This is a genomic window from Vibrio sinaloensis (assembly GCF_023195835.1).
GTDB lineage: Bacteria > Pseudomonadota > Gammaproteobacteria > Enterobacterales > Vibrionaceae > Vibrio > Vibrio sinaloensis_C.
The window spans coordinates 2,681,598-2,695,496 of the sequence record NZ_CP096199.1 but is presented as its reverse complement, the minus strand read 5'-3'; the positions used below and the strand labels follow the sequence as shown (position 1 = coordinate 2,695,496).

General features: G+C 46.4%; 21 protein-coding genes. 15 read left to right on the top strand and 6 right to left on the bottom strand.

The window, feature by feature from the left end:
- Position 1: 1 nt before the first annotated feature.
- The 14 genes from rpsN (at position 2) to rplQ (ending at position 7,272) form a co-directional block, all read left to right on the top strand.
- Positions 2-307, top strand: a complete 306-nt coding sequence (gene rpsN / locus MTO69_RS12270) for a 30S ribosomal protein S14 (RefSeq protein WP_093278401.1) — start codon at positions 2-4, stop codon at positions 305-307.
- Positions 308-336: 29 nt separating this feature from the next.
- The gene (gene rpsH / locus MTO69_RS12265) at positions 337-729 is read left to right on the top strand and encodes a 30S ribosomal protein S8 (protein ID WP_176286773.1); all 393 of its coding nucleotides are present in this window, start codon (positions 337-339) and stop codon (positions 727-729) included.
- Positions 730-741: 12 nt separating this feature from the next.
- Positions 742-1,275, top strand: a complete 534-nt coding sequence (gene rplF / locus MTO69_RS12260; RefSeq protein WP_006878392.1) for a 50S ribosomal protein L6 — start codon at positions 742-744, stop codon at positions 1,273-1,275.
- A gap of 9 nt (positions 1,276-1,284) precedes the next feature.
- Positions 1,285-1,638, top strand: a complete 354-nt coding sequence (gene rplR, locus MTO69_RS12255) for a 50S ribosomal protein L18 (RefSeq protein WP_176286774.1) — start codon at positions 1,285-1,287, stop codon at positions 1,636-1,638.
- A gap of 14 nt (positions 1,639-1,652) precedes the next feature.
- Positions 1,653-2,156: a 30S ribosomal protein S5 gene (rpsE, locus tag MTO69_RS12250; protein ID WP_004745894.1), complete on the top strand. Its 504-nt coding sequence runs from the start codon at positions 1,653-1,655 to the stop codon at positions 2,154-2,156.
- A 7-nt stretch (positions 2,157-2,163) separates the two neighbouring features.
- On the top strand, positions 2,164-2,340 hold the full coding sequence (rpmD, locus tag MTO69_RS12245; RefSeq protein ID WP_000201159.1) for a 50S ribosomal protein L30: 177 nt from the start codon (positions 2,164-2,166) through the stop codon (positions 2,338-2,340).
- A gap of 5 nt (positions 2,341-2,345) precedes the next feature.
- Positions 2,346-2,780: a 50S ribosomal protein L15 gene (gene rplO / locus MTO69_RS12240; RefSeq protein WP_004410426.1), complete on the top strand. Its 435-nt coding sequence runs from the start codon at positions 2,346-2,348 to the stop codon at positions 2,778-2,780.
- 20 nt (positions 2,781-2,800) lie between these two features.
- A complete protein-coding gene (gene secY, locus MTO69_RS12235; RefSeq protein WP_248329576.1) occupies positions 2,801-4,135 on the top strand; it encodes a preprotein translocase subunit SecY in 1,335 nt (444 codons plus the stop codon).
- 39 nt (positions 4,136-4,174) lie between these two features.
- The gene (rpmJ, locus tag MTO69_RS12230) at positions 4,175-4,288 is read left to right on the top strand and encodes a 50S ribosomal protein L36 (RefSeq protein WP_000868186.1); all 114 of its coding nucleotides are present in this window, start codon (positions 4,175-4,177) and stop codon (positions 4,286-4,288) included.
- A 147-nt stretch (positions 4,289-4,435) separates the two neighbouring features.
- A complete protein-coding gene (gene rpsM, locus MTO69_RS12225) occupies positions 4,436-4,792 on the top strand; it encodes a 30S ribosomal protein S13 (protein ID WP_005450559.1) in 357 nt (118 codons plus the stop codon).
- Positions 4,793-4,810: 18 nt separating this feature from the next.
- Positions 4,811-5,200, top strand: coding sequence for a 30S ribosomal protein S11 (gene rpsK, locus MTO69_RS12220; protein ID WP_001118870.1), 390 nt, complete (start codon positions 4,811-4,813; stop codon positions 5,198-5,200).
- Between the two features lie 27 nt (positions 5,201-5,227).
- Positions 5,228-5,848 (top strand): 30S ribosomal protein S4, encoded by a 621-nt coding sequence (gene rpsD / locus MTO69_RS12215; protein WP_006963204.1) that lies wholly within the window; start codon positions 5,228-5,230, stop codon positions 5,846-5,848.
- 24 nt (positions 5,849-5,872) lie between these two features.
- Positions 5,873-6,865 carry a DNA-directed RNA polymerase subunit alpha gene (locus MTO69_RS12210; protein WP_004410407.1) on the top strand — a complete coding sequence of 331 codons (993 nt, stop codon included), beginning with the start codon at positions 5,873-5,875 and terminating at the stop codon, positions 6,863-6,865.
- 26 nt (positions 6,866-6,891) lie between these two features.
- Entirely contained in the window at positions 6,892-7,272 is a 381-nt protein-coding gene (gene rplQ / locus MTO69_RS12205) for a 50S ribosomal protein L17 (RefSeq protein WP_004410405.1), read from the top strand.
- Between the two features lie 363 nt (positions 7,273-7,635).
- Here the strand turns inward: rplQ and MTO69_RS12200 are convergent, their stop codons facing one another.
- Together MTO69_RS12200 and MTO69_RS12195 are read right to left on the bottom strand one after the other, a co-directional pair.
- Positions 7,636-8,133: a DUF2780 domain-containing protein gene (locus tag MTO69_RS12200; protein WP_248329574.1), complete on the bottom strand. Its 498-nt coding sequence runs from the start codon at positions 8,131-8,133 to the stop codon at positions 7,636-7,638.
- Between the two features lie 109 nt (positions 8,134-8,242).
- Positions 8,243-8,863: an FKBP-type peptidyl-prolyl cis-trans isomerase gene (locus MTO69_RS12195; protein ID WP_248329573.1), complete on the bottom strand. Its 621-nt coding sequence runs from the start codon at positions 8,861-8,863 to the stop codon at positions 8,243-8,245.
- 231 nt (positions 8,864-9,094) lie between these two features.
- Here MTO69_RS12195 and MTO69_RS12190 point away from each other — a divergent pair, with 231 nt between their 5' ends.
- Positions 9,095-9,667 (top strand): LysM-like peptidoglycan-binding domain-containing protein, encoded by a 573-nt coding sequence (locus MTO69_RS12190; RefSeq protein ID WP_248329571.1) that lies wholly within the window; start codon positions 9,095-9,097, stop codon positions 9,665-9,667.
- On the opposite strand, the gene MTO69_RS12185 is transcribed toward MTO69_RS12190, so the two are convergent.
- The 4 genes from MTO69_RS12185 to cpdB form a co-directional block, all read right to left on the bottom strand.
- Complete coding sequence (locus MTO69_RS12185) at positions 9,613-10,515, bottom strand: DMT family transporter (RefSeq protein ID WP_248329569.1); 903 nt, start codon at positions 10,513-10,515, stop codon at positions 9,613-9,615. The two genes, MTO69_RS12190 and MTO69_RS12185, sit on opposite strands and share 55 nt — an antisense overlap.
- 1 nt (position 10,516) lies before the next feature.
- The gene (locus tag MTO69_RS12180; protein WP_248329567.1) at positions 10,517-10,969 is read right to left on the bottom strand and encodes a GNAT family N-acetyltransferase; all 453 of its coding nucleotides are present in this window, start codon (positions 10,967-10,969) and stop codon (positions 10,517-10,519) included.
- Between the two features lie 73 nt (positions 10,970-11,042).
- Positions 11,043-11,606 (bottom strand): Crp/Fnr family transcriptional regulator, encoded by a 564-nt coding sequence (locus MTO69_RS12175; RefSeq protein WP_248329565.1) that lies wholly within the window; start codon positions 11,604-11,606, stop codon positions 11,043-11,045.
- Between the two features lie 106 nt (positions 11,607-11,712).
- Entirely contained in the window at positions 11,713-13,674 is a 1,962-nt protein-coding gene (gene cpdB / locus MTO69_RS12170; RefSeq protein WP_248329563.1) for a 2',3'-cyclic-nucleotide 2'-phosphodiesterase, read from the bottom strand.
- Between the last annotated feature and the right edge of the window lie 225 nt (positions 13,675-13,899).

The window sequence follows — 13,899 nt, the reverse complement described above, 5'->3', positions numbered from 1 at the left end:
TATGGCTAAAAATTCAATGAAAGCACGTGAAGCAAAACGTGCGAAGCTTGTAGCCAAGTTCGCTGAAAAGCGCGCGGCTCTTAAAGCTACTATCAGCGATGTAAACGCATCTGAAGAAGATCGTTGGAATGCAGTGCTTAAACTGCAAACACTTCCACGTGATTCAAGTGCATCACGTCAGCGCAACCGTTGTAACCAAACTGGTCGTCCACACGGTTACCTACGTAAGTTCGGTCTAAGCCGTATTAAAGTTCGCGAAGCTTGCATGAAAGGCGAGATTCCTGGACTTCGTAAGGCTAGCTGGTAATTGCCACTTAATCATTTGGAGTAAATCATATGAGCATGCAAGATCCGATTTCGGATATGCTGACCCGCATTCGTAACGGTCAAGCAGCAGACAAAGTCTCTGTAAAAATGCCTTCTTCAAAGCTTAAAGTTGCAATTGCTGCACTACTAAAAGCTGAAGGTTACATCGTTGACTTCGCTGTTGAAGGCGAAGCAAAACCTGAGCTAGAAGTTACTCTTAAGTACTTCCAAGCTAAACCAGTAATTGAGCAACTAAAACGTGTTTCTCGTCCAGGTCTACGTGTTTACAAGAAGAAAGATCAACTTCCTTCTGTAATGGGTGGTCTTGGTGTTGCTATCGTTTCAACTTCCAAGGGTCTTATGTCAGACCGTGCTGCACGTAAAGCAGGTCTTGGTGGTGAAATCATCTGCTACGTAGCGTAATAGGAGTAGAATATGTCTCGTGTTGCAAAAGCACCTGTCGCTATTCCAGCTGGCGTAGAGGTGAAACTAAACGGCCAAGAAATCACTGTAAAAGGTGCTAAAGGCGAACTATCTCGCGTTCTTAACGACGCAGTAGTTGTAGCTCAGGAAGAAAACAATCTTACTTTCGGTCCACGTGAAGGTGTTGTAAACGCATGGGCACAAGCAGGTACTGCTCGCGCTCTAGTTAACAACATGGTTGTTGGTGTTACTGAAGGCTTTACTAAGAAGCTAACCCTTAAGGGTGTTGGTTACCGCGCTGCTATTAAAGGCAACGCTGTAGGTCTAACTCTAGGCTTCTCTCACCCAGTTGAGCACGAGTTGCCAGCGGGTATTAAAGCTGAATGTCCAAGCCAAACTGAAATCGTGATCACTGGTTGTGACAAGCAACTTGTTGGTCAGGTTGCGGCTGACATTCGTTCTTACCGTGAGCCTGAGCCTTACAAAGGTAAAGGTGTTCGTTACGCAGATGAAAATGTGCGTACTAAAGAAGCTAAGAAGAAGTAAGGTAACACTATGGATAAGAAAGCATCTCGCATCCGTCGTGCTACACGTGCACGTCGTAAGATTGCAGAACTGGGTGCAACTCGCCTAGTAGTACACCGTACTCCTCGTCACGTGTACGCTCAGGTTATTGCAGCTAATGGCTCTGAGGTTATCGCAGCAGCTTCTACTGTAGAAAAAGCGATCCGTGAGCAAGTTAAGAACACTGGTAACGTTGATGCAGCTAAAGCAGTAGGTAAAGCTATTGCAGAGCGCGCGCTTGAAAAAGGCGTTGACGCAGTTGCATTTGATCGTTCTGGTTTCCAATACCACGGTCGAGTGGCGGCGCTAGCAGAATCTGCTCGCGAAGCTGGTCTGAAATTCTAAGGTAGGGTTGGAAGATGGCTAAAGAACAACAAGTTCAAGCGAATGATTTGCAAGAAAAGCTAATCGCCGTTAACCGTGTTTCTAAAACGGTTAAAGGTGGTCGAATCATGAGCTTCACTGCACTAACAGTAGTTGGTGACGGTAACGGTCGTGTAGGTTTCGGTTACGGCAAAGCCCGTGAAGTACCTGCTGCGATCCAGAAAGCAATGGAAAAAGCACGTCGTAACATGACTACGATCGCGCTAAACGAAGGTACTCTTCACCACCCGGTGAAAGGTCGCCATTCGGGCTCTAAAGTTTACATGCAGCCTGCTGCAGAAGGTACTGGTGTTATCGCAGGTGGTGCGATGCGTGCAGTACTAGAAGTTGCTGGTGTACACAACGTACTATCTAAAGCATACGGTTCTACGAACCCTATCAACATCGTTCGTGCAACGATCGATGCGCTAGGTAGCATGAAGTCACCAGAAATGGTTGCTGCTAAACGTGGTCTAACTGTTGAATCTATTTCGGAGTAAGAACACCATGGCAACTATTAAAGTAACTCAAACTAAAAGCTCAATTGGTCGCCTGCCTAAGCACAAAGCTACTTTGCGCGGTCTAGGCCTTCGTAAAATCAACCACACAGTAGAACTTGAAGATACTCCGTGCGTGCGCGGTATGATCAACAAGGTTTACTACATGGTTAAAGTTGAGGAGTAATCAGAATGCGTTTGAATACTCTATCACCAGCAGCTGGTGCTAAAACTACCGCTAAGCGTGTAGGTCGTGGTATCGGTTCTGGCCTAGGTAAAACTGGTGGCCGTGGCCACAAAGGTCAAAAGTCACGTTCTGGCGGCAGTGTTCGTCCAGGTTTCGAAGGCGGTCAGATGCCTCTGAAACAACGTCTACCAAAATTCGGCTTCACTTCTCGTAAGAGCCTAGTGTCTGCTGAAGTTCGTCTAGCTGAGCTAGCGAAAGTAACTGGTGACGTAGTAGATCTAAACAGCCTTAAAGCTGCTAACGTTATCACTAAGAACATCGAATTCGTAAAAGTTGTTCTATCTGGTGAAATCAACAAAGCAGTGACTGTTAAAGGTCTACGTGTGACTAAAGGCGCTAAAGCTGCAATCGAAGCTGCAGGCGGTAAAATCGAGGAATAATCTCGAGGAACGAGGTACAGATGGCTAAGAAACCAGGACAAGATTTTCGTAGTGCTCAGAGCGGCTTAAGTGAGCTAAAGTCGCGCTTATTATTCGTAATTGGTGCACTTTTAGTATTCCGAGCAGGCTCTTTCGTGCCGATTCCTGGTATTGACGCTGCTGTACTTGCCGATTTGTTCGAACAGCAAAAAGGTACCATCGTAGAAATGTTTAACATGTTCTCCGGTGGTGCTCTTGAGCGTGCATCTATATTAGCGTTGGGCATCATGCCGTATATTTCGGCATCGATTGTTGTCCAACTGCTAACTGTAGTTCATCCAGCGTTAGCTGAACTCAAAAAAGAGGGTGAAGCAGGCCGTCGTAAGATCAGCCAATACACACGCTACGGCACGCTTGTACTTGCAACATTCCAAGCTATAGGTATTGCAACAGGCCTACCAAGCATGGTCGACAATCTGGTTGTTATCAACCAAACCATGTTTACGCTAATTGCTACCGTAAGTTTAGTAACCGGTACCATGTTCCTGATGTGGTTAGGTGAACAGATTACAGAGCGCGGAATCGGTAATGGTATTTCGATACTCATTTTTGCAGGTATTGTTGCTGGATTGCCTTCGGCAATCGGTCAAACAATCGAGCAAGCGCGTCAAGGTGAATTGCATGTACTTCTTCTGCTGTTGATTGGTGTATTAGCTTTTGCAGTTATTTACTTCGTTGTTTTCATGGAGCGTGGTCAGCGTCGAATCGTTGTTAACTACGCGAAGCGTCAACAAGGTCGTAAAGTTTTTGCTGCACAGAGCACTCACTTGCCATTAAAAATTAATATGGCCGGTGTAATTCCAGCAATCTTTGCTTCAAGCATTATCTTGTTCCCAGGAACATTGGCTCAGTGGTTCGGTCAGAACGGTGAGAGCAGCACGTTCGGTTGGTTAACTGACGTGTCTTTGGCTCTTAGCCCTGGTCAACCTCTGTATGTAATGCTTTATGCAGCAGCGATTATTTTCTTCTGTTTCTTCTACACGGCGTTGGTTTTCAACCCGCGTGAAACAGCAGATAACTTGAAGAAGTCCGGTGCATTCGTACCCGGCATCCGCCCAGGTGAGCAGACAGCTAAGTATATTGATAAAGTAATGACGCGTTTAACCCTTGCCGGTGCGCTTTACATTACCTTTATCTGTCTGATTCCAGAGTTCATGATGGTCGCGTGGAACGTACGTTTCTACTTCGGCGGTACATCACTACTCATCGTAGTGGTCGTTATTATGGACTTTATGGCACAGGTACAGACTCATCTGATGTCTCAACAGTATGATTCTGTGTTGAAGAAGGCAAATCTGAAAGGGTACGGCCGTTAGTTCGGCGGTAGTCTCAGATTTCATTTACGGAGTTTAGCAATGAAAGTTCGTGCTTCCGTTAAAAAAATCTGCCGTAACTGTAAAGTTATCAAGCGCAACGGTGTTGTTCGCGTGATTTGCAGTGAGCCAAAGCACAAGCAGCGCCAAGGCTAATAAGCAGAAATTTTTACTTGATATATAAGGTAGTGTCGAGTATATTCCTCGGCCTACCTTTTGCGTGCAAAAGAAGTAGTATTCCGCAGCGTATCCGAAACGGGCTTTGCTGCGGCTAATTCTTTTATGAAACACTAGGAGTGAATAATGGCCCGTATTGCAGGCATTAACATTCCTGATCAAAAACATGCTGTAATCGCACTAACTGCGATCTACGGCATCGGTAAAACTCGCTCTCAAGCTATCCTAGCTGAAGTGGGTATTGCTGAAGATGTTAAGATCAGTGAACTAACTGAAGAGCAGATCGATCAACTGCGTGATGGTGTAGCTAAGTACACTGTAGAAGGTGATCTACGTCGTGAAGTATCAATGAACATCAAGCGTCTTATGGACCTTGGTTGTTACCGTGGTCTTCGTCATCGTCGCAGTCTACCACTACGTGGACAGCGTACTAAAACCAATGCTCGCACCCGTAAGGGTCCGCGTAAGCCGATCAAGAAATAATCGGGAAGGTAGAGTACAATGGCTAAACAACCAACTCGCGCTCGTAAGCGCGTACGCAAGCAAGTTGCAGATGGCGTTGCGCACATCCATGCATCTTTCAATAACACAATCGTAACCATCACAGACCGTCAAGGCAACGCTCTAGCTTGGGCTACTGCAGGTGGTTCAGGTTTCCGTGGTTCTCGTAAGTCTACTCCGTTCGCTGCACAGGTTGCTGCTGAGCGTTGTGCTGAAATGGCTAAAGAGTACGGTCTAAAGAACTTGGAAGTTATGGTTAAGGGTCCAGGTCCAGGTCGTGAATCTACTGTTCGCGCACTGAACGCTGCTGGTTTCCGTATCACGAACATCGTTGATGCGACTCCAATCCCTCATAACGGTTGTCGTCCACCTAAGAAACGTCGCGTATAACGTTTTTTAGAATACTGGAGAAAGATCATGGCAAGATATTTGGGTCCTAAGCTGAAGCTTAGCCGTCGCGAAGGTACTGACTTATTCCTTAAGTCTGGTGTACGCGCGATCGATACCAAGTGTAAAATTGATAACGCACCAGGTGTACACGGCGCTCGTCGCGGTCGTCTATCTGAGTATGGCGTTCAGCTTCGTGAGAAGCAAAAAGTTCGTCGTATGTACGGCGTTCTAGAAAAACAATTCCGTAACTACTACAAAGAAGCTGCTCGTCTTAAAGGCAACACTGGTGAGAACCTACTTCAGCTTCTTGAAGGTCGTCTTGATAACGTAGTTTACCGCATGGGCTTTGGTGCAACTCGCGCAGAAGCACGTCAGCTAGTTAGCCACAAAGCTATCCTAGTTAACGGTAAAGTTGTAAACGTTCCTTCTTTCAAAGTTGCGGCTAACGACGTTGTTTCTATCCGCGAGAAAGCTAAACAGCAATCTCGTATCAAGGCTGCTCTAGAAGTTGCAGAACAACGTGAAAAACCAACTTGGATTGAAGTAGATGGTGGCAAGATGGAAGGTACGTTCAAGCGTTTGCCTGAGCGTTCAGATCTATCTGCTGACATCAACGAACAATTGATCGTCGAGCTTTACTCTAAGTAAGGTTTAAACTAAAGAGAGGACACAATGCAGGGTTCTGTAACAGAATTTCTTAAGCCACGTCTTGTTGACATCGAACAAGTTAGCACGACTCACGCAAAAGTAACTCTTGAGCCATTAGAGCGTGGTTTTGGCCATACTCTTGGTAATGCACTTCGCCGTATTCTTCTATCTTCTATGCCAGGTTGTGCTGTAACAGAAGTGGAAATTGAAGGCGTACTTCATGAGTACAGCACTAAAGAAGGTGTTCAAGAAGACATTCTTGAAATCCTACTTAACCTTAAAGGTTTGGCTGTACGTGTTGCCGAAGGCAAAGATGAAGTGTTCATTACTTTGAACAAATCAGGCTCGGGCCCTGTGGTTGCAGGTGACATCACCCATGATGGTGATGTAGAGATCGCTAACCCTGAACACGTTATTTGTCACCTTACTGATGACAACGCTGAGATCGCAATGCGTATCAAAGTTGAACGTGGTCGTGGTTATGTTCCAGCTTCGGCTCGTATCCATACTGAAGAAGATGAGCGTCCAATTGGTCGCCTACTGGTTGACGCTACGTACAGCCCAGTAGACAAAATTGCTTATTCTGTTGAAGCCGCTCGTGTAGAGCAGCGTACAGACTTAGACAAGCTTGTTATCGACATGGAAACGAACGGTACTCTAGACCCTGAGGAAGCAATCCGTCGCGCAGCTACTATCCTAGCTGAGCAATTGGATGCGTTCGTAGATCTACGTGATGTACGTGTACCTGAGGAGAAGGAAGAGAAGCCAGAGTTCGATCCGATCCTACTGCGTCCTGTAGACGATCTTGAACTAACAGTTCGCTCTGCTAACTGTCTGAAAGCAGAAGCGATTCACTACATCGGTGATCTTGTACAGCGTACTGAGGTTGAGCTACTTAAAACGCCTAACCTGGGTAAAAAATCTCTTACAGAGATCAAAGACGTACTTGCATCACGTGGTCTTTCTCTAGGTATGCGCCTAGAAAACTGGCCACCAGCGTCTATCGCTGAAGATTAATCGATAATAGTTAGAAGGATTAGGTCATGCGCCATCGTAAGAGTGGTCGTCAACTCAACCGCAACAGCTCACATCGTAAAGCGATGTTTAGCAACATGGCTAGCTCTCTAGTACGTCATGAAGTTATCAAGACTACACTGCCAAAAGCAAAAGAGCTACGTCGCGTAGTTGAGCCTTTGATTACACTAGCTAAGACTGACAGCGTTGCTAACCGTCGTCTAGCATTTGCACGTACTCGTGACAACGAAGTAGTTGCAAAACTATTTAACGAACTAGGTCCACGTTTTGCTGCTCGTCAGGGCGGTTACACTCGTATCCTAAAAGCTGGTTTCCGTACTGGTGATAAAGCTCCAATGGCTTACATTGAGCTTGTAGATCGCCCAGCTGCTGAAGAAGCTGCTGAGTAATCAGGTTCGTATGAACGAAAAAGCCGAGCATTAGCTCGGCTTTTTTGCGTTCTGAAGAGCGAAAAAGAGCGGGCTACTCCCTGCGAGCACTTAGAACGCTACGCTTAGAGATCGGGCTTCGCCCTACGAGATGTTAGAACGGACTTCGTCCTTCGAGAGGGGCGCGTTATAGCTACTGAGTACTTGTTTTAACAAGTGTTTTTGTTGGGGACTTGCGCCTACACTGCAGAAAATCTTTGACACCTTAACGTCACCCCTGCAAGGTTTGCTCGTTGCTCGTTGCTCGTTGCTCGTTGCTCGTTGCTCGTTGCTCGTTGCTCGTTGCTCGTTGCTCGTTGCTCGTTGCTCGTTGCTCGCTTCTCTTTACTGCCAGATATTGCCTAAGCTACTCAATAACCCGCCACTTGCTCCTTGACTTTGTAATGCGCTCAAGATGATAGGAGTGAAGGTCGAGATCAGAGAAGGATCCATCCCTAATGCTGAAAATGCGCTCTTAACCGATTCGTTGTTAGCAATCATGGTGCTTAAACCACTCGATTGTAGCGAATCGAACCCCGGAATAAGGTTAGCCATCTCATTGGTTTCACTACTACTCAATGAGTTTTGCGCTAAGGCTAACATCGAGCCCAGACCGCCTATCGCTTGTTCAGATGACACATTGGCACTGCTTTGCAGTGCTGAAACTAAATCTGTATCTGCTGCTCCTTGTGAAGACCAAGCCTGAACCGCTGCCATTAAAGCCGCATTGGCGATGGTGCCGTAATTGGTTTCAGTTGTGCTAGCCTGACCATCATTCGATGTACTTTGGCAACCTATTAAAGCAAGGCTCGCTAAAGTCGCTAATGCTATTTTCTTGTACATTGTCTCTCCTTGTTTTAATGGTACCGATACGCGTTGTTTAGATAAGTATCATACATAAAAAACGGCGACACAATGGTCGCCGTTATCCATGCTTAAATTTCTTAACAAATTAAAGAATGTCTAGTAGTTCTACTTCAAACACTAGCGCTGCAAACGGAGGAATAGCCGCGCCTGCGCCACGCTCGCCGTAAGCAAGGTCTTGTGGAATGTACAGCTTCCACTTAGAGCCTACAGGCATAAGCTGTAGTGCTTCAACCCAACCTTTGATCACGCCAGTAACAGGGAATTCAGCTGGTTGGCCGCGAGATACAGAGCTGTCGAAAACTGTACCGTCAGTCAGTTCACCGTGGTAATGAACACGGACTTGCTTGTCTGAAGTTGGGATTTCACCAGTACCTTCTGTGATGATTTCGTACTGTAGGCCAGAGTCAAGAACCGTCACTTCTGGACGCAGAGCATTGTCTTTTAGGAATGCTTCACCGTCTGCCGCAGCCGCTTTAGCCGCTTCTTGACGTGCAGACTCCATACGAGTGTGAAGTTCTTGAAGCGCAGCGTTGATTTCGTCAACTTCGATAGCTGGTTGCTCGCCAACGAGTGCCGTTGCAATACCTGCAGCAATCGCATCAACGTTAAGGCCTTCTAGACCTGAACCTGCTAGTTGCTGACCCATTTGTAGACCAATACCGTAGCTTGCTTTTTGCTCTACAGTGTCAAATTTTACTTCAGACATAGTGTCTCTCTTTTTATCGTGTGTAAAGCCGTCAAGGATACCAGTTCTGAGCGTCTGATGAAATGGTTCGAACCGATTCGTCTCGCGCAGTTGACGATGAGATCAGCTTCTCTTTTTGACCTGTTTTCGCTTAAATTTGACCGAGTCATTACCAACAATCGCCAAAATTCCTATACTGATGGCCTCTTGGTTTTTATACTGATGATGACAGTCGTTTGGAGATAAGGTGCGATGAATCGCAGAAAGAAAAAGAGACAGCAGCAAGTAGATTATGTTGAGCAGCTAAAAGCAAGATTCAGCGCGATAGACTGGTCTAAAACGATCAACAAGATAAAACAACGCTGGCAAATACTACCAAGGTTGCATCAGCGTGCGTTAATGGTTTTGGTTCCGCTTTTACTTGTTTTGTTGATTCTGCCTACCCCAAGCGAGGAATCGCCGAGCGATCCACTCGCACCTCAAGTCAATGAGCGTGTCTCTGTAGAAATTAATACTCGAAGTTTGAGTGAACAGCAAAACGCCGCGCAACAAGCCCCAGCATCTGAGATATGGAAAGAGTATCAAGTCAAAAGTGGTGATACCTTAGCTCAGGTTTTTCGCAGCAATGGCTTAGCGATGGCCGACTTGAACGCTCTGGTTAAAGTAGAAGGCTCGGACAAACCACTGAGTCAAATTAGGCAAGGCCAATTGGTTCGATTCAAACTGGCGGAGAATGGCCAACTCGATATACTGCAACTGGAAAAGAGCGATCAATCGGTGATGTTCTTTCGTCTCTCTGATGGCGGTTTTGGCCGTAGTAAGTGACGCAGCGGTTGAGTGTAGCGTTGCCAAGGCATTAGTGGTATGACAATCATGATGATCCCTAGTGCCGTTAACCCATCAGGTACTTCGTTAAACCCTATCACCCCAAGTAGTACCACAAAGATGAGGCCTGAGTTCTCAGCGATGGCAATATTACCTGCAGGGGCGCGTCGATAAGCAATAACGGCCAGGCCGTTGTAAAGTAATATCAAGCTGGCACTGCCTAGAATAAGGAGTAAATGGTAGAGGGATATTGGTGTCCAGGCTATCCAGGCCAGCAACGCAGATACTGGTATCGATAACAGAGAAGTCCAGAACAGCGTGGTAATCACATTTTGCTCACTCGGGAGTTTACGAGCAGTGAGATGAAAGAGCGCGAGAGTAAAGGTGGTGCCTAGGGCAAACAAAGCTGCCCAGTGAAACTCGGAAGGGCGCAGGACCACCAACACACCTGCAAAACCGAACATTGACGCTATCCAACGACTAAGCGATGTTTTTTCATTAAGAAGCAATACAGCTAAAGGCAACATCAATAATGGCGCCGCGTAGAAAACGGCATTGGCTGTCGCTAAGGTGAGGTGGGTTATCGCCACCACCATACAGCCGCTGCCGATAATAATCAGATGCGCTCGAAACAGGTTGAGTTTGGGGCTTCTTAATCGCCTGACATCGGGTGTTTGAGCAAGCCAAAATGGCAAGATGACCAAGGTCGAAATCAACTGGCGCAGAAAGACATACTGAAAGGTCGTAACTTCGCCATCTAGCAATTTAACCGCCCCATCCGATAACGATGCAGCCAAGTTGCCAATTATGAGCAGTAATATTGCACTGTATGTGACTGAGCGTGGCACGTTACTTCTCAAGCTTCATGTCGATATGGGGAATATCGTCTTCAAGATACATGTCGGATGTTTGCACAAAGCCATGTTGCTGGTAAAAATCATGCAGATGTTGCTGCGCACCTATCTCTATGCTCTCTTGTGGCCACAATCGCTGACAACCATCCAGTGCTTGCTTGAGTAGTTGGTGGCCAAGCCCTCCCTTGCGCTGATCGATTGAGGTCGCGACACGTCCAATACTCACGTTTGGGTAACTGATGCCTTTGGGCAGCAACCTGGCACAAGCAACCAATTGGCCATTTTGATAACCAAGTAGATGATGTACACCCGGTTGATGATCTTTATCATCCAACTCTGGATAGGGACAGGTTTGTTCAACTACGAACACATCAACACGCAATTTGAGTAATTGATAAAGCTGAGTCGTGGTGAGTTGAGAAAACGGGATGAGCTGCCAATCGATCATTATGCTTTTAGCCTTGTTGCTGCTGAACTAGCGCGAATGTAGCAACTTCAATCCGGTTCGACATTAACAATTGTTAACTTTGCGCCCGCTTTTTGATGCGACTCAAGCTGATAGGAGTAATCCCGAGGTATGCCGCTATCTGGTAATCGTTAAGTCGATCGAGAAGATGAGGGAAGTTTTGACAAAACAGCTGGTAACGTTGTTCTGGGCTGTACAGCAGCATAAAGCGCTCTTTGTTTTCTTTATGCATTAATTGTGTCTCGAGCAACTTAAGATAAATGCTGTGTTTATCCTCACGCCACACTCGAAGTGTATCGACTGGCAAGGTGATAAGGGTGCAGGGAGTCAGCGACTCCAATAAGTACGGCGAAGCTTGTTGCTTAATCAAACTTTCGAAACCAATGATCCAGTCATTCTCCCAATAGAACTCTTTACTGAACTCTTTCCCTTGATTGGTGAGATAAGCCGAATGACAGACGCCCTCCAGCAGTAAATAGATCTCAGTCGCGACTTGACCTTGATGGAGTAAGATATGGCGCGTCGGCAGCTCGATGAGTTGAGCAGAATCAATGAGCTTTTTCGTTTCGCTCGCGGTGAAACCATAATCGATCAGTTGTTGCTGAAATCCCTGTAACATCTTGGCGTACTTAATGAGTGTTGATGGCTAGATTCTACGCGCTTTGTTAGAGGCTGAAAAATAAAAAAGCCGCGAACAAAGTCGCGGCTTAGACTAGTTTTGATGATTACTTTTGCAAGTCAATTTGGTAAACCGCAAAGCCAACATCGTCAGTGCCAACACGTTTCATTGGGTATTGACCTTTCTCTTCAATGAACTTCGCAGCTTTTTCGCTTGGTGATGTTTCAAAGCGGATGTCCAACTGCTTGTCTGACTGAATTGGCGCAAAGGTCCAGTTGTTGTCTGCACTTGGAGTGAACTCACCTTGCTCGTTACTTACGCGAGTAATGTAAGACGCAATAACCGAACGGTTCTCATCTGGTGAATCGAACGCTACAAACTCAGAGCCTGTACCCGGGAACTTGTTGCTGTAGGCACGGTAGTTATTGGTGGCGATGATGAAGTCTTGCTTCATATCAATTGGCTTACCTTGGTAAGTCAAATTCACAATACGCTCAGCGTCAGCGTTAACTGGCTTACAGTCACCGTCGTATTTGGCGGGTTTAGTGACATCGATTTGGTAGTTCAAGCCGTCAATAACGTCGAAGTTATAAGTACGGAAGCCATCCCAATCGATAAGGTGTTGCGGTTCGGTGCTGTTTACGTCGATTTGCTTAAACTGACCAGCGGTACACTCCAACCACTCTTTCACTTCTTTACCTGTTACCTTCATCGCCACAAGCGTGTTCGGATAGAGGTAAAGGTCAGCCGCATTACGGAAAGTCAGTTGGCCTGACTCTACTTCGGTAAAGTTAGCTGGGTCGTTTTTGCGGCCGCCTGCCTTAAATGGCGCTGCGGCTGAAAGGACTGGAATATCGGCAAGATCTGGGTCACCTTGGATAAAGCGCTCGACGTAATCTTTTTGCGCTAGGTTGACGATCTGTACCGTTGGGTCATCTTGGACAAGCGCCAAGAAGCTGTACATCACATCACTTGCCTTACCAATAGGCTGGTTGACGAAGTCGCGTGTGCCTTTGTGGTCTGCTTCAAGCGCTTTCACCATCTCAGCGTCCGCTTCAGCTAAAGATTTCTTCGCTTGCTTGTCGTAGATAGGGCGAGCTTCCGTTTGGCCCTTAACCACGACCCACTGACCATCTTTTTCTTTTAGCTCAAGGTCAATCACACCGACGTGGCTACCCCAGCGCCCTGGCATGACAGCGGCTACGCCATTGATGGTGCCGTTGGTGTTATCGACACCTGGAATGTTGTCAAAACCTTTACCTGGGAATACCGCGTGTGAGTGGCCAAAGGCGATCGCATCGATGCCTTCTACCTTAGATAAGTAGTATGTCGAGTTTTCTGCACCCACTTTATGTGGATCGGCAGAGACGCCTGAGTGTGGAATCGCCACGATAACGTCAGCGCCTTCGGCTTTCATCTTAGGCACCAGCTCTTCAGCGGTTGCTTTGATGTCTTTAGCAAAGACTTTACCTTCTAGGTTTTTCTTATCCCACACCATAATTTGTGGTGGAACGAAGCCAATGTAGCCAACCTTGATCTCGTGCTCTACGCCATCTACGTCTTTAAAGGTATGCGACTTAATAATGTAGGGTTTGAAGTAGTGTTCGCCGGTTTTCTGGTCGAAAACGTTGGCACTGACGTAGGGGAAATCCGCATCGTTGATGGTTTCAGCCAGGAACTCAAGACCGTAGTTAAACTCGTGGTTACCGATGTTACCGACATCATAGCTCAGCTGATTCATCGCTTTGTAGACAGGGTGAACCTCGCCTTTTTCGATGCCTTTCGCTGCCATGTAATCGCCCATCGGGCTGCCTTGGATAAGGTCACCATTGTCAACTAAGACACTGTTCTCTACCTCGGCGCGCGCTTGCTTAACAAGAGTAGCAGTGCGAGTAAGGCCAATCTTCTGTGATGGCTTATCTTTGTAGTAGTCATAATCCATTACGTTGGTGTGAATATCAGTCGTTTCGACAATACGAAGTTTGATCGTATCTGCCATTGCCGGACCTGCCATAGTCAACATACCGCCCAGTACGGCAAGAGACAGAGGTTTCACTGCTACTTTCATTTTTTAGCTCCGATAGCGTTTCTATAGACCTGCATAATGTAACAAAATGAAATGAAACAATGATTTCAGTCAGTAGCAAATTGTGATGTAAGCCGAGTGCTATACGCTGTTCTGTTGAGAATCTCTCAAAAACGATTAAGCAGTGAACACCTTGATGCCAACGACTTATCATAAAAAGGTATAAAAAATGAAATTTTAGAATTTCAGGTAATATGATCAGATCGC